The following is a 19,234-nucleotide window of genomic DNA, read 5'->3' as shown; positions in this document are numbered from 1 at the left end:
CTGCCGGGCAGAACCGCACCAGACCGTCTGAGGGAGAAGAGAGATGGCCGAGACCATCGCAGAAATGCGCCTGCCCACGCAGGAGCTACGCGACGATATTCCGTTTTATACTAAAACCTTGGGAATGAAGCTGGATATGATCTATCCGGCGGACGATCCGCGCATCGGTGTCTTCTCGGGGCATGGCCTGCGGCTGCGTATCGAACGGGGGGCCCCCGAGAGCCCCGGAACCCTGCGCATTCTGACCGAAGACCCCGAGGGATTCGCGGGCGGGGCGCGTAGTCTGACCGCCCCGAACGGCACCAAAATTGAAATCGAAGAGCGTCATCAACCAATTGTGATGCCGGACACAGTGCATTCCTTCGTGGTGCGCAGGCTGAAGGATCAGGCGCCCTGGATCATCGGGCGCGCGGGCATGCATTATCGTGATCTGGTGCCGGACCGCTTGGGCGGCTCGATCATCGCCAGCCACATCCGCATCCCCGATGGCGGGCCAGTGCCGGATATGGTGCATTTCCACCGGGTCGGCTTTCAGCTGATTTTCTGCATCCACGGCTGGGTCGATGTGGTCTATGAGGATCAGGGCGAGAAGATGCGCCTGACGGCGGGCGATTGTTTTATCCAGCCGCCTGAAATCCGTCACCGCGTGCTGGAGGCAAGCGACAACGTGCAGGTGATCGAGATCGGCGTTCCGGCGGAACATGTGACCGAGATCGACCACCAGATGACCCTGCCGACCCCGCATTACCGCCCTGATCGCGAATGGCAGGGACAGCGGTTTGTATACAATCAGGCAGCGGGCGCAGACTGGGTTCCTTTCCGTCTGCCGGGTTTTGTCTGCCGCGACACCACCATCAACGACAACACCAAGGGCGTCGCCTCGGTTCAGGTGGTACGCCGCGCCGAGGGTGCAGAGGCGGGCAACAGCCCCTGGGCCAGCCACGACACCGACATCCTCTTTACCTTCGTGATGGAGGGCAGCGTTACCCTGCACGGGGAAGGGCGTGATCCTTATGAGCTGGAAGCAGGCGATGCCTTCGTCATTCCGCCCGGCATGAAAACGCGGCTCAGCGATGGCTCAGCGGATCTGGAATTGCTTGAGGTCAGCCTGCCGGGTACCTTCAACACAAAGCTGGAGGAAGCATGAGTCTGAAGGAAGCAGCCATTGCCGTGCGTGAGAACGCGCACGCGCCCTATTCCAACTTCAAGGTCGGGGCCGCCATTCGCGCGGCCTCGGGCACGGTCTACGTGGGCTGCAACGTAGAGAATGTCGCCTATCCTGAAGGCACCTGCGCCGAGGCCGGGGCGATTGCCGCCATGGTGGCAGCGGGCGAGACGCAGTTGGCAGAGGTCTATGTGATCGCCGACAGTCCCGACCCGGTGCCGCCCTGCGGCGGATGCCGTCAGAAACTGGCTGAATTCGGCGGCGGAGATGTGCCTGTGACCATGGGAACCACCGCAGGCGCCGAGCGGCACGCCACTATTGCCGATCTGTTGCCCGGTGCCTTTGGTGCCAGCCACATGGCCGGGGCCTGACCCCAAATGGATGCCCGTGCGATCAATGCTGCCCTGCGCCGGGGAGAGACCCCGGGTGACGCCGATCTGCGCTGGTTTGCCCAGGGGCTTGCCGATGGTACGGTCAGCGATGCCCAGGCCGGGGCCTTTGCCATGGCGGTCTGTCTGCAGGGGCTGAGTACGGATGGCCGCCGCGCGCTGACGCTTGCCATGCGCGACAGCGGTGATGTGCTGAGCTGGGATCTGGATGGGCCGGTGCTGGACAAGCATTCCACTGGTGGTGTCGGTGACTGTGTATCGCTCTTGCTGGCGCCCGCGCTGGCGGAATGCGGCGCCTATGTGCCGATGATCTCGGGGCGGGGCCTGGGCCATACCGGCGGAACGCTGGACAAGATGGAGGCCATCCCCGGCGTTACCACCTCAGTGTCCGAGGATCGACTGGACGGTCTGATGCGCGATGTCGGCTGTGCCATCGTCGGGGCAACCGCGCAGATCGCCCCCGCAGATAAACGGCTCTATGCGATCCGCGATGTGACGGCCACGGTCGAAAGCCTGGATCTGATCACCGCCTCGATCCTGTCAAAGAAACTGGCTGCCAGCGCCGATGCGCTGGTGCTGGACGTAAAGACAGGCTCGGGCGCCTTCATGAAATCTGCCGAGGAGGCCCGCGCGCTGGCGCGTTCGCTGGTGGACACCGCCAATGCGGCAGGCTGTCCGACCTCGGCGCTGATCACCGATATGAACCAGCCCTTGGCGCCCGCTCTGGGCAATGCGCTAGAAGTCGCTGAGGTGATGCGCGTGCTGACCGGCGAGACCTCCGGGCCGCTGGCTGAGATCACCATCGCACTTGGGGCGGTGCTGCTCGTGCAGGCGGGGCTGGAAAAAACTCCGGAAGAGGCCGCCGCGCGCCTGTCGACGGTATTGACCGATGGCCGGGCAGCCGCCCGGTTCGAAGCCATGGTGGCCGCAATGGGCGGGCCGCAGGGCTTTGCCAGCGACTGGCAGAGCGTTTTGCCTGAAGCCAGCGTCATCCGCGAAGTGGCCGCGCCGCAGGCCGGCTATATTTCCGCCATCGACGGTGAGGCGCTGGGCCTTTGCGTGGTTGGCCTTGGCGGCGGGCGCATGGTCGAAAGCGATCTTGTCGATCCTGCTGTCGGCCTGTCGGATTTGTTGCCGCTGGGCGCGCGCGTTGCACGCGGAACGCCGCTGGTGCGCATTCATGCCGCCCGGGAAGAGGCCGCCGACCGCGCCGCGCAGGAGGTCCTGGCGGCGATCACCATCGCAGAGGCGGCGCCGGAACTGCCGCCGCTCATTCACGAAAGGATCATCTGATGGCGCGCGCCTTTCTGGTGGTGATGGATTCCGTTGGAATCGGCGGTGCGCCGGATGCGGATCGCTTTTACAACGGCGACCTGCCGGATCTGGGCGCCAACACGCTGGCCCATATCGCGCAGGCCTGCACCGAGGGCCGGGCTGAGGAGGGGCGCAGTGGCCCGCTGCATCTACCCAATCTGGACCGGCTGGGGCTGGGATCGGCCATGCGGCTGGCCTCTGCTGTGCCGTTTCCGGGGCTGGATGCCGCGCCCGAAGGGCTGTGGGGCTGCGCCGCTGAAGTCAGCCCCGGCAAGGATACGCCTTCGGGCCATTGGGAGTTGGCAGGCCTTCCGGTGCCATGGAACTGGCATTTCTTTCCAGACGAGACACCTGCCTTTCCGGCAGATCTCAGCGCCTTTGTCGCAGAGGCCGCGGGGGCGCCCGGGATCTTGGGCGATTGTCACGCCTCGGGCACCGATATTATTGCCCGTCACGGGGACGAGCATATGAGGACCGGTGCCCCGATCTGCTATACCTCTGCCGACAGTGTCTTTCAGATCGCTGCGCATGAAGAGAGCTTTGGCCTCAATCGTCTTCTGGACCTGTGCCGCGCGGTGGCGCCGCGCCTGCATGCGATGAAGGTGGGGCGGGTGATCGCGCGCCCGTTTGTAGGCACGCCAGAGAGTGGATTTACCCGCACCACCAACCGGCGGGATTTTGCGATCACGCCCCCGGCAAAGCTGCTGACAAACTGGGTGCAGGACGCCGGGCAGAAGGTCCACGCCATCGGCAAGATCGGCGACATCTTCACCATGAGCGGCATCGACACCCTGAAGAAAGGCCCCGACGCCGACCTGATGCAGCATCTGGCCGAGGCGGTGGAGACGGCAGAGGAGGGCAGTCTGACCTTTGCCAACTTTGTGGAGTTTGACAGTCTTTACGGTCATCGGCGTGATATCTCGGGCTATGCACGGGTGCTGGAATGGTTCGACCATGAAATCGGAAAGATCCTGCCGCGGCTGCGGGACGGGGATATTCTGGTTCTGACCGCAGATCATGGCAATGATCCCAGCTGGCCGGGGACCGACCACACCCGTGAGCAAGTGCCGGTTCTGGTGGCCGGGCCGGGCCAGACACCAGGTCAGGCACCGGGCGCCGGATCTCTGGGCGCGCGGGCCTTTGCCGATGTCGGTGTCTCGGTTGCACAGCATCTGGGCGTGGCCAGCAGCGGCCCGGGGCGCAGCTTTCTGTAGCGGAATGGGCAATCCGGCTTGCCTGCACCGGGCAAGGGCGCATAAGAGAGACCAAATTTATTCGCAGGAGAGTGCCGATATGTCCGAACATCTGACCGTTGTTGATCATCCGCTGGTCCAGCACAAACTGACCCTGATGCGGGACAAGGGCACATCGACTGCCGGGTTCCGGCGTCTGCTGCGCGAGATCACCCAGCTTCTGGCCTATGAGATCACTCGCGAAATGCCGCTGACCACCACCACCATCGACACCCCGATGGAGGAAATGGAAGCGCCGATCCTGGCGGGCAAGAAACTGGCGCTGGTGTCGATCCTGCGGGCGGGCAACGGCATGCTGGATGGCGTACTGGAACTGATCCCTTCGGCCCGGGTTGGATTCGTGGGTCTCTACCGGGACGAGGAAACCCTGCAGCCGGTGCAATATTACTTCAAGGCGCCCGAAGGTTTGAAGGACCGTCTGGTGATCGCCGTCGATCCGATGCTGGCGACCGGAAACTCCTCGGCAGCGGCCATCGACCTCTTGAAAGAGGCCGGTGCCAACAACATTCGTTTCCTTTGCCTCCTGGCCGCGCCGGAAGGCGTTGCGCGCATGAAAGAGGCGCATCCGGATGTGCCGATCGTCACTGCCTCGCTGGATCGCGAGCTGAACGAAAAAGGCTATATCATGCCCGGTCTTGGCGATGCCGGCGACCGCATGTTCGGCACCAAGTAATCCGCATTTGGTGGCTCTGGGCCCGCTGCCTGCCTTGGCAGCGGAGCCGGGGCAACAATTTGCCCGAACGCCGCCAGATTGTGCCCGGCGCCGGGTTTACTAAGATTTGGTTATCAGGCATCGTATGCCCATATGTTGTGGGGCTCTGGTATGAAGATAACAAGAATTGTCGCGCTCGCCATCATTGCAGGCACGCTGAGCGTTCAAGGCGTGGGTCAGGCCGTGGAGGCGCAGACCCTGCGGGCCTCCGGTCCCCCAGCAGAGGTGCCCCCGGCCTCTTATAAGGGTAAGCAATATGTCGACAGCCGCGGTTGTATCTATATCCGCGCCGGGATCGACGGCAATGTGAACTGGGTGCCCCGCGTAACCCGCAGCCGCAAGCAACTGTGCGGCTACAAGCCTACTACCATCGCAGGGGCTGCTAAACGCCAGCCGCAGGCGAACGCGGGGCCTGAAATCATCACCCTGCCGCAGGAACAGCAGCCCGCCGCGACCGCGGTTGCAACGGCTCCCGCCAAAAAGGCGACGCCCACGTCTCGGACGACGGCTCCTGCAAGCGCCCCTGCAGTCGCCGCAACCACCAAACCGCGCCGCACTGCGCAGAGCACCAGTGCCCGCCCCACGCGGGTCACCACCGCCGCGCCCCGGCGTGTCGTGAAACCGGCTCCGGTTGTTCCGGCGCCGCAGCCTGCACCGCAGCAAGTGCGCACGGCGCCGACGTCTGGCGGCTGCCCTGGGGCTTCGGCGATCAGCCAGCAGTACATCAACAAATCCGCAGGCGTCCGCTGTGGCCCGCAGGCCGAAGCGCCGGTGACTTATGGCCGGGACAGGGCAGGCGATCAGAACTCGTCGCTTCAACTGGCGCCCAACACCCGTATCCTGCCGGCACATGTCTATCAGCAGCGCCGACTGAGCACGGGGCTGACGGTGCCGGAAGGCTACCGCCCAGTCTGGGAGGATGATCGTCTGAACCCCCGGCGCGCCGAGCGTACGCTGACAACGGCCACGCCGAATGGACAGACTGCGGTGCCGCCGGGTTACGTCCGGGTGGAACGGGATGACGACCGCATGAATACAATGCGCGGCGTGCGCAGCGCTGCAGGAGATGCGCAGATGGCCGAGGTCTGGACCGATGGCCTGCCGCGTAAACTGGTGCGCAAACCGCTGGACCGGCAGACGGTCACATTGTCGGGGCGTCAGGCCCGCAGCGCCGCCGAGGCGCGCGAGCCGCTGGCATTGCGTCTGTCGACTAGGTCGGACCCCGAGGCGGGAGCGGCTGCATCTGAAGCCACACCGCGTCGCTACGTCCGTGCGGCGACCTTTGCCGATCCGGCGGCGGCGCGCGCTGCTGCGCGGGATCTGGCCCGCAGCACTGGCTTGCCGGTCCGTCTGGGCACACTCACCCGCAAGGGCAAGACCTACAAAGTTGTTTTGGCAGGGCCTTTCACGGCCACTGGGGCAGGTGATGAAGCCCTGAACGCCGTGCGCGGCGCGGGGTATCCCAAGGCGCGGCTCAGCAAGTAAGCTCAGCAAGAAAGATGGGCGTTCAGGCTATGGGGCAGGGCGCATCTCTGCCCCGTTGCGTTGCTCCGTAACTTAACGGGTCAGCACAAGGGCGCGGTTCTGGATCTCGATCCGTGACCAGCGTTGCAGATAGCCCATGCCAAGCAGGGATTTATCCATCTCACCGGCGTTGACCCAAACCCGCACATCGCTGTCGGTGATCCCGCCAAGCGACATCTCATCCACCCAGAAAGAGGCGGTGCGCACTTCGCCATTGGCGGTCTGCGCGCGGCCCAGATAGGCCAGTTTGTCGATGTCGATCCCGGCGCGCTCAGCGTCTGCGTGGCTCAGCACCACCTGACTGGCGCCGGTATCCACCAGGAAATTGACTGGCGTGCCGTTGACCGACAGGGTCAGGTAGTAGTGACCATCCGGCGCCATTGGCACCTCCACCCGGCCTTGTTCGGTGATCACGCTTTGCTGTGGCATTACCGTGCTGCGGATATCGCCCCACAGACCATAGGCAGCGATCACCCCAAGGAAGATAAACGCCCAAACGGCGAGCATCTGCACCGTCTTGCCCAGCGACTGCCGGTTCTGCACGAAGACCCAGGATCCTACCGCCACCAGCAGCAGGACAAGATAAATCACCCGGGCATAGTCCATATCAGTCATCAGCGCGCCTCCTGCTTTCTGATGTAGGAAGTTCGCGCCGCGATACTAGCCTGCGGCAAAGCCAAAGGCGCGCAGACCGTCCAGAATGAACTGCACCGAAAGCGCCGCCAAAAGCATGCCCAGAAGCCGGGTCACCACGTTGATCCCGGTCTTGCCCAGAAGCCGCTCCAGCACGCCGGAGACAAGGAACATCACCAGCATAAGCGACAACACCGCCAGAACGATGCTCATCACCAGGGCAAAGCCTTCGATGCCCGGTTTCTGACCGGCGAGCAGGATCACGGTTGCAATCGAGCCAGGGCCTGCGATCAGCGGGATGGAGATGGGGAAGACGGACGGGTCTTCGACCTCGGTGGCTTCCTCGCCCTGATGTTCGCGGCGTTTGGTGCGCCGTTCAAACAGCATGTCGAGCGCGGTGAGAAACAGCAGCGCGCCACCTGCGACGCGGAAGGCGGGCATTGAGATGCCGACAAAGGCCAGAACCGCCTCTCCGAACAGGGTAAATAGCGCGAGGATGAAGGTCGCGGTCAGCGAAGCGCGAATGGCCACGCCACGCCGCTCGGACGCGGTCATGCCTTGTGTCAGCGCCAGAAAGATCGGGGTCAGGCCAATAGGATCAATAATCACGAAAAGCGTGACAAAAGAGGTGATCATAAAGGCCGTGTCGATCATAGGGCTTCGGCTTTTTCCAGTTTCTCCAGCGCCCGCATCCACAGCAGTTCGGCGCGGTCCAGCGCCTCGATGACTTCGGCGTGCTTGCCTTGCCAGACGCGGGCTTCGTCCTTCTTCTCTGCCTCGTAGAGTTCCGGGTCCGCCAGCTTGATGTCAAGCTTGTCCTTCATTGCGGTCAGTTTGCTGACGCGTTCCTCGGCTTTACGGGCCTCCGCGCGCAGCGCCAGCATGGCATCGCGCGTGGGGCGTTTCGGCTTTGGCTTGGCAGCGGCCGGTTTCGACGCAGGTTTGTCCTTTTCCAGCAGCAGCGACCGGTAAGAGGTCAGATCACCCTCATAGGGTTTCACCGTACCTTGCGACACCAGCCACAGCCGGTCGGCCACAAGGCTCAGAAGGTGCATGTCGTGGCTGACAAGGATCACCGCCCCGGTATAGGCGGTCAGCGCTTCCACCAGCGCTTCGCGGCTTTCGATATCAAGGTGGTTGGTCGGCTCGTCGAGGATCAGAAGATGCGGCGCATCCAGTGTTGCCAGAAGCAGTGACAGGCGCGCCTTTTGCCCGCCCGACAGGCGTCCGACCTCGGTATCCGCCTGCGCGGCGCCAAGGCCAAAGCCCGCAAGGCGTGCCCGCAGTTTCGCCTGACCTTCTTCGGGGCGCTCGCGCTGCAGGTGCTGCAGCGGGGTTTCGTCGATATAAAGCTCGTCGACCTGATGCTGGGCAAAGAAACCGATGCGCAGCTTGCTCGATTGCGTCATCTTGCCGGACATCGGTGCAAGACGGCCCGAGAGCATTTTCGACAGGGTGGATTTGCCTTCGCCGTTCTTGCCCAACAGCGCAATCCGGTCGTCCTGATCGATGCGCAGGTCCAGTTTGCTGAGGATTACCGTGTCGCCATAGCCGACCGAAACGCCCTCGGTGGCGATGATCGGCGGCGACAGTTCTTCGGGCTCCGGGAAGGTGAAGACTGTGCGTGCTGCGTCTTCGGGCGCGCGAATGGTTTCCATCTTTTCCAGCATCTTCACGCGGCTTTGCGCCTGCTTGGCCTTGCTGGCCTTGGCCTTGAACCGGTCCACGAATGCCTGCAGGTGGGCGCGCTGCGCCTCTTGTTTCTTGGCGGCTGCGGCCTGATTGGCGCGGTTGGCGGCGCGCTGGCGGGCGAACTGGTCATAGTTGCCGCCGTAGTAGATGAGGCCGCGATCCTCCAGATGCAGGATCCCCCCGACCGAGCGGTTCAGAAGTTCGCGGTCGTGGCTGATGATGATGACCGTATGAGGGTATTTCACCAGATAGGCCTCAAGCCAGAGCGCGCCTTCGAGGTCGAGATAGTTGGTCGGCTCGTCGAGCAGCAGCAGATCGGGCTCAGAGAACAACACAGCGGCAAGCGCCACCCGCATACGCCAGCCGCCCGAGAAATCGGCGCAGGGGCGCTGTTGCGCCTCTTCGTCAAAGCCAAGCCCCTTGAGGATGGAGGCCGCGCGGGCTTCGGCGGACCAGGCGTCGATATCGGCGAGGCGGGTCTGCACCTCGGCGATGCGATCAGGATCGGTTGTGGTTTCGGCTTCGGCCATCAGTTCGGCACGTTCGATGTCGGCGGCCAGAACCGTGTTGATCAGCGACACGTCCGAGGCAGGTGCCTCTTGTGCAATGCCGCCGATGCGCGCCCGGGACGGCAGCGAAATACTGCCGCCTTCCAGCGCCAGTTCGCCCTTGATCAGGCGGAAGAGGGTGGTCTTCCCGGTGCCGTTGCGCCCCACAAGACCAACCTTGTGGCCGGTGGGAATGGTGGCGCTGGCCCCGTCAAAAAGCGGGCGGCCTTCGACCGAATAGGTGATGTCCTGAATACGTAACATGGCCGCGCTCATAGCAGAGGGTATCGCGCCCGACCAGCGCCTTTGCACGCTGCGTCTCAACTGGGTATCAACTGGCCCATACCCAGAGCACATGATAGCCAAGGCGGGAATTCGTCTTTCTCCCGTTCTACGTCCGGTGACTGCCATGCGAGCTGCGCAAACGGCCCCTCATATTGCCACGCTGATCTTTGGCACTGCCCTTTCGGTGCTGTCGCTCAACATGTTCCTGCCGTCGCTGGCACGGATCGGAGAGGATTTTCAGGCCGACTATGGTCTGGTGAACCTGTCCATCGCCGGTTACCTGGCGATTTCTGCGGTATTGCAGCTGGTTATGGGGCCTTTGTCGGACCGCTTCGGACGCCGTCCGGTGGTGCTGGTGTCGCTGCTGGTCTTTGCCCTTGCCTCAATCGGCTGTGCGCTGGCGCAATCGATCTGGGTGTTCCTTGGCTTTCGCTTGCTGCAAGGGGCCGTGGTGGCGGGGCAGGTGGTCTCCCGCGCTGCGATCCGAGACATGCACAGCGCCGAAGAGGCCGCCAGCAAGATGGGCTATGTCTCCATGGCGATGGCGCTGGCGCCGATGCTGGGGCCGATGCTGGGCGGTTTTCTCGAAATGGCCTTTGGCTGGCGGGCGGGATTCATCCTTTATACCGTGATGGGCCTTGCCATGCTGGCGCTGGCCTGGGGCGACTGGGGCGAGACAAACGACAACCGCTCGGCCACCTTTGGCGCCCAGATGCGCACCTATCCGGAGCTATTGGCCTCGCGCCGGTTCTGGGGGTACAGCCTTTGTGTGGCCTTTTCGGTCGGCGGGTTCTTCTCTTTCATCACCGGGGCGCCGCTGGTGGCAGCGGCCTGGTTCGACCTCAGCCCTGCCATGGTGGGGCTGGGCATCGGCATCATCACCAGCGGTTTCATGGTGGGCAATTTCATCACCGGACGGGTGGCGGGGCGGGTGTCGCTGCTGACACTGATCCTGATTGGCCGTATCAGCGCGACGCTCGGCCCGCTTGGCGGATTGTTCCTGTTCGCGCTGGGGCAGGGCTCGGTTCCGGTGTTTTTCGGCGCCGCGATCTGCGTCGGATTTGGCAACGGTTTGACCATCGCCAATGCCAGCGCCGGGCTGATGTCGGTGCGCCCGCATCTGGCGGGCAGCGCTTCGGGGCTGTCGGGGGCCTTGTCGGTGGCGCTGGGGGCGGTTCTGACCTCGCTGACCGGTGCTTTGGTGGCGCCTGAAAACGCGCCCTTCATGGTGCTGGGGATCATCCTGTGCGCCAGTATCCTGGCGCTGGCCTCGGCGCTGTATGTGCGCTGGGTCGATATACGCGAACCTTTGCCCGAAGCGGGCTGATCGCAGGCCGTGTTGACAGCGTGGATTTGAGCGCCTGGGAGCAACTCAGCCCTTCCCAAGCGAGCGCAGGCATGTTACCCGGCGCGCGATATATCCGGCGCGGGGATTTGCCCCAGCCGAACACTAATGGAGAACGCCCGATGGCACTGGAACGCACCTTTTCGATCATCAAGCCCGATGCAACCCGCCGTAACCTGACCGGCGCAATCAACGCCAAATTTGAAGAAGCAGGTCTGCGCATCGTCGCGCAAAAGCGCATCCACCTGACCAAGGAACAGGCCGGCAAGTTCTACGAAGTGCACGCCGAGCGTCCCTTCTACGACGAACTGTGCGAATTCATGTCCTCCGAGCCGATCGTGTGTCAGGTTCTGGAAGGTGAAAACGCCATCGCGAAAAACCGCGAAATCATGGGCGCCACCAACCCGGCAGACGCCGCTCCCGGCACCATCCGCGCCGAGTTCGCGGAATCGGTTGGCGAAAACTCGGTTCACGGCTCCGACGCGCCGGAAACCGCAGCGGTTGAAATCGCATACTTCTTCTCCGGTCTGGAACTGGTCGGCTAAGCTTGCCTTTCCGTGACCCGGATTTCAGGGCCGCCTCGGGACACCGGGGCGGCCTTTTTCGTTCGTCCGTTTCCTTCGGAAAGGGAGAGGAGCGCTTATCCCCGGCGGGGAATGACGCCTATGGCGTCGAGCTCGCGTTCTAGCCGGGACAGACCGGCGGCCTCGCTCTTGGCCGTGGTGTTTTCCGCCTTGATCTGGTCGAACCGTTTGCGCAGGGCTTTTTTCTCTTCGCCCTTGCAGTCGTTCCACGGGCGCCCCTGAAGCCCCATCACCAGCACATAGTACCCGATGAAATGGGGGCGGCTCCCCGCCTGCAGCAGCTGCGCATAGGCCGCATCCGCGCCAAGCTCGCGCAGCTCCTCGGCGGAGTGGATGCCTGCACGGGCAAAGGACTCTTCCGAGGCCGGGCCAAGGTTGCGGATGGATGAGATAGGCGTGGACATAGGGCGAACATATCCGGGGCGTCCGGGGCTGTCACGCTGGTTTCGCAGCGGAATTTTGCGCCGCAGCGATTGACAGTCTCAAAACGACAGCGGACGTTACGGCACGTTCTGGGAGGAGACGACGTGACACAACCGCAAACCGCACCCGACATTCTGAATTTTGATCTGGCAAACCCACCCGAGGGCTTTGTGGAGGATCCGTTTCCCTTCTACGATGCCCTGCTGGCTGAGGCGCCCATTCTGCAGCAGCCCGATGGCTCGGTGCTGATCTGCCGCCATGCGGATCTGGACCGGATCTATCGGGACACCACGTCTTTCTCCTCGGATAAGAAGGCCGCCTTTGCTCCCAAGTTCGGCGAAGGTTCACCGCTCTTTGAACATCACACCACATCGCTGGTGTTTTCTGACCCGCCGCTGCACACACGCGTGCGCAAGATCATGACCTCGGCCCTGACGCCGCGTGCCATCGGGCGGATGGAGGCGGGGCTGGTTGAGACCGTCGATCATCTGCTGGATGCCATGGAAGGGCGCGAGGAGGTAGATCTGATCGAGGATTTCGCCTCGACCATTCCGATCCAGATCATCGGCAACCTGCTGGACGTCCCGATGGAGGAACGCGGGCCGCTGCGCGATTGGTCGCTGGCGATCCTCGGGGCGCTGGAACCTGCGCTCAGCGATGAGGAGCTGAAGCTCGGGCATAAGGCGGTGGAAGAGTTCAAAGCCTATCTGACGGATCTCATCGCGCGGCGCCGTGCCCAGCCGGGCGATCCGGAAACCGACGTGCTGACCCGACTGATCCGGGGCGAGGGCGCGGATGAGCAGCTGAGCGAGATTGAGCTGATCCAGAACTGTATTTTCATCCTCAACGCAGGGCATGAGACCACCACCAACCTGATCGGCAATGGTCTGGCGCTGCTGAACGACCACCCGGACCAGCGCGCGCGGCTGCAGGCGGATCCGGAGCTGATCAAACCGGCGGTGGAGGAGATGTTGCGGATGCGGTCCCCGAACCAGCTGGGCAACCGGGAAACCACGCGGATGGTGGAGATCGGCGGGCTTGAGATCCCGCGGGGTACCAACCTGCATCTGGTGATCGGTGCCGCCAACCGCGATCCGGAGGTGTTCGAGCATCCTGAACGCTTCGACATCTCGCGCAAGCCAAACCGGCATCTGGCATTCGCCGGGGGACCCCATGTCTGCGTCGGGCTGACCCTGGCACGGCTGGAAGGCAAGATCGCTATTGAACGCTTCCTCAGTCGCTTTCCGGATTACAATCTGCTGCCGGGGCGGGTCTCCGGCGGTCGGATGCGGTTCCGGGGCTATGCGCATCTGCCTGCCTCCTTAGGCTGACCGCCGCCAGGCCTAGCGCTGCCCGCATGGGGTGCGCCTTTGCGCGCGACCTATCCTTTTGGGCGCGCTGCGCAGCCCCATGGATAGGCGCTTTTTGTATGAAGTTTCTGTAAACCTGTCGGCATCAGTTTACTCCGGCGAGGGTCGTTATGATTTATCCAGTGGTGATGGCAGGGCAGGCAAATTCTGTGGTTCCGGCAGGGGAAGAGCGCGTTCCGGCGCATTTCTTCGCGGAAGCGATGATCGAAAGCCGGTTCCAATCGGTTATCCGCTGTCTGGATCATCCGATGTTTGCCGCTCCGACGGTGGTCACCTGCGAAGCCAATCAAGGTCTGGCAGTGCAGCAGATGTGCGCGGTGGGCGTAAAGGGCTCCCTGCTGGTCGAGCCGGGGCTGTCGAAATCCGCTGCGGCTCTGGCAGCCGTTGCGCTGCGGTTCCGCGATGCGCCGGATGCGCTGTTACTGATCATGCCTGCCAGCCATTCCTGCGCCTCCGAAGGCCGTTTGCTTCAGACGCTGGAGGCGGCACTGCCTGCGGCCAAACAGGGCGGTATCGTGGCGGTGGCAACCCGTGATCACGGGTCTTATGGTCGTCTCAGAACCTTGTCGCGGCGCCGGGGACAGGAGCCGATGCAGGCGCTGTACAGCGCTGGAGTGGGGGGTGATGAGGCCGATCCTGATGTCCTGTGGAATTCCGGCATCTATCTGGTGCGGGCGGGCAGTCTCCTTGCAGCATTCAAACGCCATGCGCCGCGTATCCTTCATGCCACCAAGGCCGCCGTTGCCGGTATCGCGCAGACCGAGATCGTTCGTCGGCTTGTGCCCGATGCCTATGGCAAGGTGAAACAGGAAAGCTTTGAGGCTGCGATTCTGGGACGGGTGGAGATTGTCGACAGCGTCCAACTGGACCACAACCGGTCGATCTGGGAGGACTGGATCCAGGACATGGCGAATGAAAAGGCCGAAGCCGGTGCGGCCCGCCGACGTGCGAAACGGCAGAGGGCGGCCTGATCAAGAGGCCGCACGGCCGGATAGGAAGAATGCCGCCTCTTGCCAAAGAACACCTGAATGCGACCGGTGCGGCGCAGTCTGCGGGCGGGGTTCAGAAAAGACCGGCTTCCTTGGCGGTCAGGGCAGCTTGGGTGCGGTTCTTGGCGTCCAGCTTGCGGCAGAGGGTGCGCACATGCAGTTTGATGGTGACCTCTTGCAAGTCCAACTCGCGGGCGATTTCCTTGTTCGACAGGCCGCGACAAAGGCCGTTCAGGACTTCCAGCTCCCGCGGGCTCAGCCGCTCGGCCAGGGGGTGCGTATTTGCGCTCTCTTCCGCGCGCATCAATTCGACCGGAGCATAGATTTCCCCCGCGCTCATGAAGCGGACCGCGTTCAAAAGCGACTGCGCGCCCATGGTCTTGGGAATGAACCCGATGGCCCCGGCATCGAGCGCCGCCCGGGCAGTATTGGCCGGAGCGCTGCCAGAGAGGATCGCAACGCCCTTGCCGCCATTGGCCGCAAGCGCCTCAGCCAGACCATCCAGTCCCGTCATTCCGGGCATCTGGTAGTCCAGCAACACCAGGTCAAACGGGCCTTCCGCGGAAATCAGCTCCATCGCGCCCGGCAGATCGGTGGCAAGCAACACCTCTGCGCCCCCCTCGGATTTGAGGTAGGCGGAAATGGTCTCGCGAACCATGTCATGATCATCTGCCAAAAGAATACGCATAGAATTCCTAGAGTCTGTTAGCGACAGCGAAGGTCAATCAAAGTCGACACCTACACGACAAGGGTTTCATAAGTATCAATCCCCGGCTGGACGTGTCTTCCCTCTTGCAGACAATAGTGCCCCGGGCCGGTTTTCAATAAAACATTTAGAAAGATAACTGAATTAAGCTGGAGAAGGACAGCTGAAAAGGTTGGGTTTTAATAACCCATCCGGCAGGCGTCCTATCCTTTGGGATAGGCGCATATCCCGAGGCGTTGGTGCCAGAGGGGGCACAATCTGTCAGTGTCCGACGCGGTGAAATTGGGTATTTTCAAAAGGAGTGTTGTGATGATCCGCTGGATGAATGTTTTGGGCGCGCTGGTTCTGGCGCTGGGGGTAGGCCTGATGCTCGGGCTTGGGGCGTCGGCGCAGGCCGCCAGCGACGACACCGTGCTGCTGACGGTTCAGATCGAAGGGGATGATGCCTCGACGACGACCTTCACCCGCGATCAGCTAATGGCGCTGGGCCAGACCTCCTTTGAAACGGAAACCATCTGGACCTCTGGCACGCAGGCCTTCACCGGCGTATCGCTGAAGGATCTCATGGCCCATCTCGGGGTGACCTCCGGTGTCCTGCAAGCGCGGGCGATCAACGATTACATGGTCGAGGTGCCTCTGTCCGATGCGATCGAAGGGGGGCCGATCATCGCCTATGAACGCAACGGCAAGACCATGTCGGTCCGCTCCAAGGGGCCTTTGTGGATCGTTTACCCTTACGATAGCAATCCCTCGTATAAAACCGAAGCGATCTACTCCAGAAGCATCTGGCAGCTGGAGGGGATCAACGTCCAACGGTAAAGGTGTGGCCCGGTGACCAAAGAAACGGACTGGCGATTTCCACTAGCATCGCGCTGGGTTCTGGTCGCGGCCCTGATCGTTCTGCCTTTGCTGGTGGTACAGTCCGTGCGCCTGGGTCAACAGGTTCTCCTCAGGCTCGAGGGCCTATCGACGGCCGCGACGGACAACATGCAATGGGTCATGTCGCAGGCCGAGGTCGAGCATCTGAAACTGGATGCAGCAGCCGGTGCAGCGCGGCAGGCAAAGGACCTGCCCCTGCTGCGCCGTCGCTTTGACATTTATTACAGCCGCATTGCGACCTTTCAGGAAAGCCCGCTGTTTCAGGAGCTGCGCGACAACGAGGCGGGCAGCAAGTTACTGTCCGATCTCAGTGCACGGCTGGATCGCTTGGCTGATCTGATCGATGTCAGCGACGAGCAGTTGATTGAAAATATCTCTCAGGTCCGTTCGGAACTGAATCAGAACGGCGACAAGGTGCGTGAACTTGCCCTGTTCGGGGTGGTGATGCAGGTCGAGGGAACCGAGGCCAAGCGCCTGCAGCTGTTCGATATCCTCTACCAGTTGGGTTGGGTCATTCTGGCGTTATTCGCGGCCATTGCGATCACCGCGCTAATGCTGGCGCAGATGTACCGGCGCGGGCGCCAGCTGGCCGAAGAGCGCAGCCGCGCCGCCGCGCAGATGGAGGCAATGATTTCCTCCTCTCTCGACGCCATTCTGGTGGTCGACACCGAAGGCCGTATTCAGGCGTTCAACGGCGCGGCCGAAACGATTTTTGGCTACAACAGCGCCGAAGTCATCGGGCAGAAGATGCAGGAGCTGATCATTCCGATGCACCTGCGCGAAGCGCATGCCCGGGGCATGGCGCGTTTCCTCAATACCGGCCAGACCAAAGTGATCGGCGCCGGCCGGGTCCAGCTCGAAGGGTTGCGCAAGTCCGGTGAAATTTTTCCGGTCGAACTCTCGGTCTCGCTCAGCCAGTCGGGGCAGGATATGGTCTTTGTCAGCTTCATGCGTGACATTTCGGACCGGATGCAGGCCGAAGAAGAGTTGCGCACCGCCCGCGATGATGCCCTTGCAGGTGAACGTGCCAAGGCCAATCTGCTCACCGTCATGAGCCACGAAATGCGCACCCCTCTGACCGGGGTTCTGGGGGCGATCGACCTTCTGGAAGACACCGATCCCTCGGGCGAACAGATGCGCTATCTCCAGGCAATGCGAGTGTCGGGGGAGCTTCTGCTGCATCATGTGAACGACGTGTTGCAGCTGTCCCGGCTTGAAGCAGGGGTGGACCCGGAAAAGATTCGTGTCTTCGACCTCAGGGAACTGGCCGAAGGTCTGATCGAAAGCCAGCAGGCCACCGCAAAGAGCCGGGGAATCGATCTGTCGCTGCATTGCAGCCTTGGCCCGTCCTCGGTGGTGGCAGGGCGACCCCGCGCCATTCAGCAAGCGCTTCTCAACTTGATCGCAAATGCTGTGAAATTCACCAATGAAGGCGCCGTTTCTGTCGATATCCAACGCCTGCCGGAGACGGATGTGGTGGACTTCCATGTCGCCGATACCGGCCCCGGTATCCCGCAGGAGGATCTGCAGCGCATCTTTGAAGAGTTCACCATGCTCGATTCCAGCTATCGGCGCGGCAATGAGGGCACCGGGCTTGGCCTGGCGATCACCCGCCGCATCGTGCAGGCGATGGATGGTGAAATCACTTGCGAAAGCGAACTTGGCGAAGGCAGCCTGTTCTCGATGTCGCTGCCGCTGCCGGTGGCCAGCGCGCCCATGGTCAAGGCCGAGGCGCAATCGGATCAGGAACAGGAGACCAGTGCCGTCCTGATCGTCGAAGACAATGACATCAATCGCCTGCTCTTGGAGAAGATGCTGATCCAGCAGGGGCAGCGGGTGACCACGGCAGCAGGCGGGCTGGAGGCGATCAACTGCGCCGAAGCGGGCAGTTTCGATCTGATCCTGATGGATATCAGCATGCCAGAGGTGGACGGGATCGAGGCAATTCGCCGGATCCGCGCGCGGAAACTGGCGGAAGGTACCGACATCGTAGCCCTTACAGCGCATGCCGCCGCCGAAGATCACGCCCGCATTCTGGACGCGGGATTCGCCGAGGTCATCACCAAGCCGATCAGCAAACAGGAACTTGCCGATGTGATCGCTCGCCGGGCAGGGCGAACCCCGGTGCTGCCGGAGGTTAATCAGGACGAAAACATCGTGCAGTTCTTCGATGCGCTTGGCCCGGAACGCGCTCGCGGCTTCCTCGCGACATATTGCGAGGACGTGGAGCGGCTGAAGGCAGCTTTGGCCGAGGCCGAGGAGCTGACGACAGAGCTGCGCCAGGAGGCACACCGCCTGGCGGGATCGGCAGCGGTCCTGGGCCTGACCCGGTTCCGCGAGCTGATGCTGGAGATCGAACACGCAGAAGGCTGCGACATCACCCAGATCGAACTGCTCGATGAGATCTGGTGCGAGGCCGAGAGCTTTTTGTCCGTCCATATGTGCGCCTGAAGTCGGCGCACCGCGGCACAGGCTCTCCGCGCTGTTGACCATCAACAGGGGAAGGGGGGCTTCGGCGCCGAGCCGGACAACGTGGCAATCCGGTCGGGCTTTTGGATCCCCTTGTTGCCGAAGACGCGTGGACAGAGGTCGGTTCCACAGTGGGCCTATTAAGGTGACAGGGGGTGTCGGCGCGGAGACGAAAGAGGGCTTAAGACCAATATGTTAGGCAGAAAGCGCGCTCTGACTTTAGGGGCTGAAAAAAACTGCAGCTTGGAGAGAATTTTCTCTGGACGCGGCAGAGCGGAGATTCTATACCACGCCTCACATTCCGGCGTAGCTCAGCGGTAGAGCAGTTGACTGTTAATCAATTGGTCGTAGGTTCGATCCCTACCGCCGGAGCCATAAAAAGCCCTCAGGTCGCGCAGACCTGAGGGCTTTTTTGGTGTCGGAGAGTTTGACGCCATAGCTCCATCCTTTTGATGAAAGCCTGCGCTTAGGGGAGAGGCACTGCACCTTCCTTAAGGGTGGCCAAGCAACCTGAGTTACCAACTGATTACCTCTGGCGTCTGGACTTCCAAACGCATAGATAATTTTTCCTCTTTGTTGGAAATCAAAACGTCTGTCTTTGGGTTTGAGCTCAAAAAGCATGGCGCAAGGGCAGTGCCCCACTGCACTCTCTTTCACATCTCGGAGGACGGTAAGGAACACAAAAAGCTGTCGCATTAAATGGAGTAATTGATGGCCTCAAATGCCACATCCACGGACACAGGATTCGGACCGCAGAACGCGGACGTGGCGCTTCGCCATTCTGACCTCTAGCGCTCAACTGGAGACCAGAATGTAACTTAGAAGGCCAGCAGGTGACCTGCCCCCCGAAATCTCCCGCACTTTAATGTAGAGTTTGCTCAACCTCTTGATGGAGCAAACAGATGCGAAAGAGCCGTTTTACAGAAGCACAGATCATCGGAATGATCAAAGAAC

Annotated in this window: 17 protein-coding genes and 1 tRNA gene; 13 read left to right on the top strand and 5 right to left on the bottom strand. The window is 62.2% G+C overall.

Features of this window, described 5'->3' with window-relative positions; genetic code table 11:
• Nucleotides 1–43: 43 nt before the first annotated feature.
• The 6 genes from SM764_RS11175 (at nt 44) to SM764_RS11150 (ending at nt 6,318) form a co-directional block, all read left to right on the top strand.
• Nucleotides 44–1,147 (top strand): cupin domain-containing protein, encoded by a 1,104-nt coding sequence (locus SM764_RS11175; RefSeq protein ID WP_368947372.1) that lies wholly within the window; start codon nt 44–46, stop codon nt 1,145–1,147.
• Nucleotides 1,144–1,536 carry a cytidine deaminase gene (locus SM764_RS11170; RefSeq protein WP_368947371.1) on the top strand — a complete coding sequence of 131 codons (393 nt, stop codon included), beginning with the start codon at nt 1,144–1,146 and terminating at the stop codon, nt 1,534–1,536. Before SM764_RS11175 ends, SM764_RS11170 begins: the two co-directional genes overlap by 4 nt.
• A 6-nt stretch (nt 1,537–1,542) precedes the next feature.
• Nucleotides 1,543–2,847, top strand: coding sequence for a thymidine phosphorylase (locus tag SM764_RS11165; protein WP_369001808.1), 1,305 nt, complete (start codon nt 1,543–1,545; stop codon nt 2,845–2,847).
• Nucleotides 2,847–4,082: a phosphopentomutase gene (locus SM764_RS11160; protein ID WP_369001807.1), complete on the top strand. Its 1,236-nt coding sequence runs from the start codon at nt 2,847–2,849 to the stop codon at nt 4,080–4,082. The genes SM764_RS11165 and SM764_RS11160 overlap by 1 nt, the downstream gene beginning before the upstream one ends.
• A 79-nt stretch (nt 4,083–4,161) precedes the next feature.
• Nucleotides 4,162–4,794 carry a uracil phosphoribosyltransferase gene (upp, locus tag SM764_RS11155; protein WP_065273288.1) on the top strand — a complete coding sequence of 211 codons (633 nt, stop codon included), beginning with the start codon at nt 4,162–4,164 and terminating at the stop codon, nt 4,792–4,794.
• A gap of 150 nt (nt 4,795–4,944) precedes the next feature.
• The gene (locus SM764_RS11150; protein ID WP_369001806.1) at nt 4,945–6,318 is read left to right on the top strand and encodes an SPOR domain-containing protein; all 1,374 of its coding nucleotides are present in this window, start codon (nt 4,945–4,947) and stop codon (nt 6,316–6,318) included.
• Nucleotides 6,319–6,390: 72 nt separating this feature from the next.
• Here the strand turns inward: SM764_RS11150 and SM764_RS11145 are convergent, their stop codons facing one another.
• From SM764_RS11145 to SM764_RS11135, 3 genes are read right to left on the bottom strand one after another with little or no spacing between them, the layout of a single operon-like run.
• On the bottom strand, nt 6,391–6,972 hold the full coding sequence (locus SM764_RS11145; protein ID WP_369001805.1) for a retropepsin-like aspartic protease family protein: 582 nt from the start codon (nt 6,970–6,972) through the stop codon (nt 6,391–6,393).
• Between the two features lie 45 nt (nt 6,973–7,017).
• Entirely contained in the window at nt 7,018–7,644 is a 627-nt protein-coding gene (locus SM764_RS11140; RefSeq protein WP_065273291.1) for a MarC family protein, read from the bottom strand.
• Nucleotides 7,641–9,494, bottom strand: coding sequence for an ABC-F family ATP-binding cassette domain-containing protein (locus SM764_RS11135; RefSeq protein ID WP_369001804.1), 1,854 nt, complete (start codon nt 9,492–9,494; stop codon nt 7,641–7,643). The genes SM764_RS11140 and SM764_RS11135 overlap by 4 nt, the downstream gene beginning before the upstream one ends.
• Before the next feature lie 145 nt (nt 9,495–9,639).
• Between SM764_RS11135 and SM764_RS11130 the strand changes: the two genes are divergently transcribed.
• Both SM764_RS11130 and ndk read left to right on the top strand, forming a co-directional pair.
• Nucleotides 9,640–10,842 carry a multidrug effflux MFS transporter gene (locus SM764_RS11130; RefSeq protein WP_274828479.1) on the top strand — a complete coding sequence of 401 codons (1,203 nt, stop codon included), beginning with the start codon at nt 9,640–9,642 and terminating at the stop codon, nt 10,840–10,842.
• 140 nt (nt 10,843–10,982) lie between these two features.
• Entirely contained in the window at nt 10,983–11,405 is a 423-nt protein-coding gene (ndk, locus tag SM764_RS11125; protein WP_065273293.1) for a nucleoside-diphosphate kinase, read from the top strand.
• Between the two features lie 95 nt (nt 11,406–11,500).
• Here ndk and SM764_RS11120 read toward each other — a convergent pair whose 3' ends face one another.
• Entirely contained in the window at nt 11,501–11,848 is a 348-nt protein-coding gene (locus tag SM764_RS11120; RefSeq protein WP_369001803.1) for a TfoX/Sxy family protein, read from the bottom strand.
• A gap of 123 nt (nt 11,849–11,971) precedes the next feature.
• Between SM764_RS11120 and SM764_RS11115 the strand changes: the two genes are divergently transcribed.
• The gene (locus SM764_RS11115) at nt 11,972–13,198 is read left to right on the top strand and encodes a cytochrome P450 (RefSeq protein WP_369001802.1); all 1,227 of its coding nucleotides are present in this window, start codon (nt 11,972–11,974) and stop codon (nt 13,196–13,198) included.
• 149 nt (nt 13,199–13,347) lie between these two features.
• A complete protein-coding gene (locus SM764_RS11110; RefSeq protein WP_368947362.1) occupies nt 13,348–14,208 on the top strand; it encodes a hypothetical protein in 861 nt (286 codons plus the stop codon).
• Between the two features lie 91 nt (nt 14,209–14,299).
• On the opposite strand, the gene SM764_RS11105 is transcribed toward SM764_RS11110, so the two are convergent.
• Nucleotides 14,300–14,914 carry a response regulator transcription factor gene (locus SM764_RS11105; RefSeq protein ID WP_274828475.1) on the bottom strand — a complete coding sequence of 205 codons (615 nt, stop codon included), beginning with the start codon at nt 14,912–14,914 and terminating at the stop codon, nt 14,300–14,302.
• 327 nt (nt 14,915–15,241) lie between these two features.
• On the opposite strand from SM764_RS11105, the gene SM764_RS11100 reads away from it, so the two are divergent.
• The 3 genes from SM764_RS11100 (at nt 15,242) to SM764_RS11090 (ending at nt 18,655) form a co-directional block, all read left to right on the top strand.
• On the top strand, nt 15,242–15,751 hold the full coding sequence (locus SM764_RS11100; protein ID WP_274839260.1) for a putative pterin-binding protein: 510 nt from the start codon (nt 15,242–15,244) through the stop codon (nt 15,749–15,751).
• Between the two features lie 12 nt (nt 15,752–15,763).
• Nucleotides 15,764–18,262: a hybrid sensor histidine kinase/response regulator gene (locus tag SM764_RS11095; RefSeq protein WP_369001801.1), complete on the top strand. Its 2,499-nt coding sequence runs from the start codon at nt 15,764–15,766 to the stop codon at nt 18,260–18,262.
• A 318-nt stretch (nt 18,263–18,580) separates the two neighbouring features.
• Nucleotides 18,581–18,655, top strand: a tRNA-Asn gene (locus SM764_RS11090).
• Nucleotides 18,656–19,234 lie beyond the last annotated feature (579 nt).

Origin of the sequence: Pseudophaeobacter sp. 1A16562 (assembly GCF_041008785.1) — a bacterium.
Classification (GTDB): domain Bacteria; phylum Pseudomonadota; class Alphaproteobacteria; order Rhodobacterales; family Rhodobacteraceae; genus Phycobacter; species Phycobacter gallaeciensis_A.
This window is presented reverse-complemented; position numbering and strand designations above follow the sequence as displayed.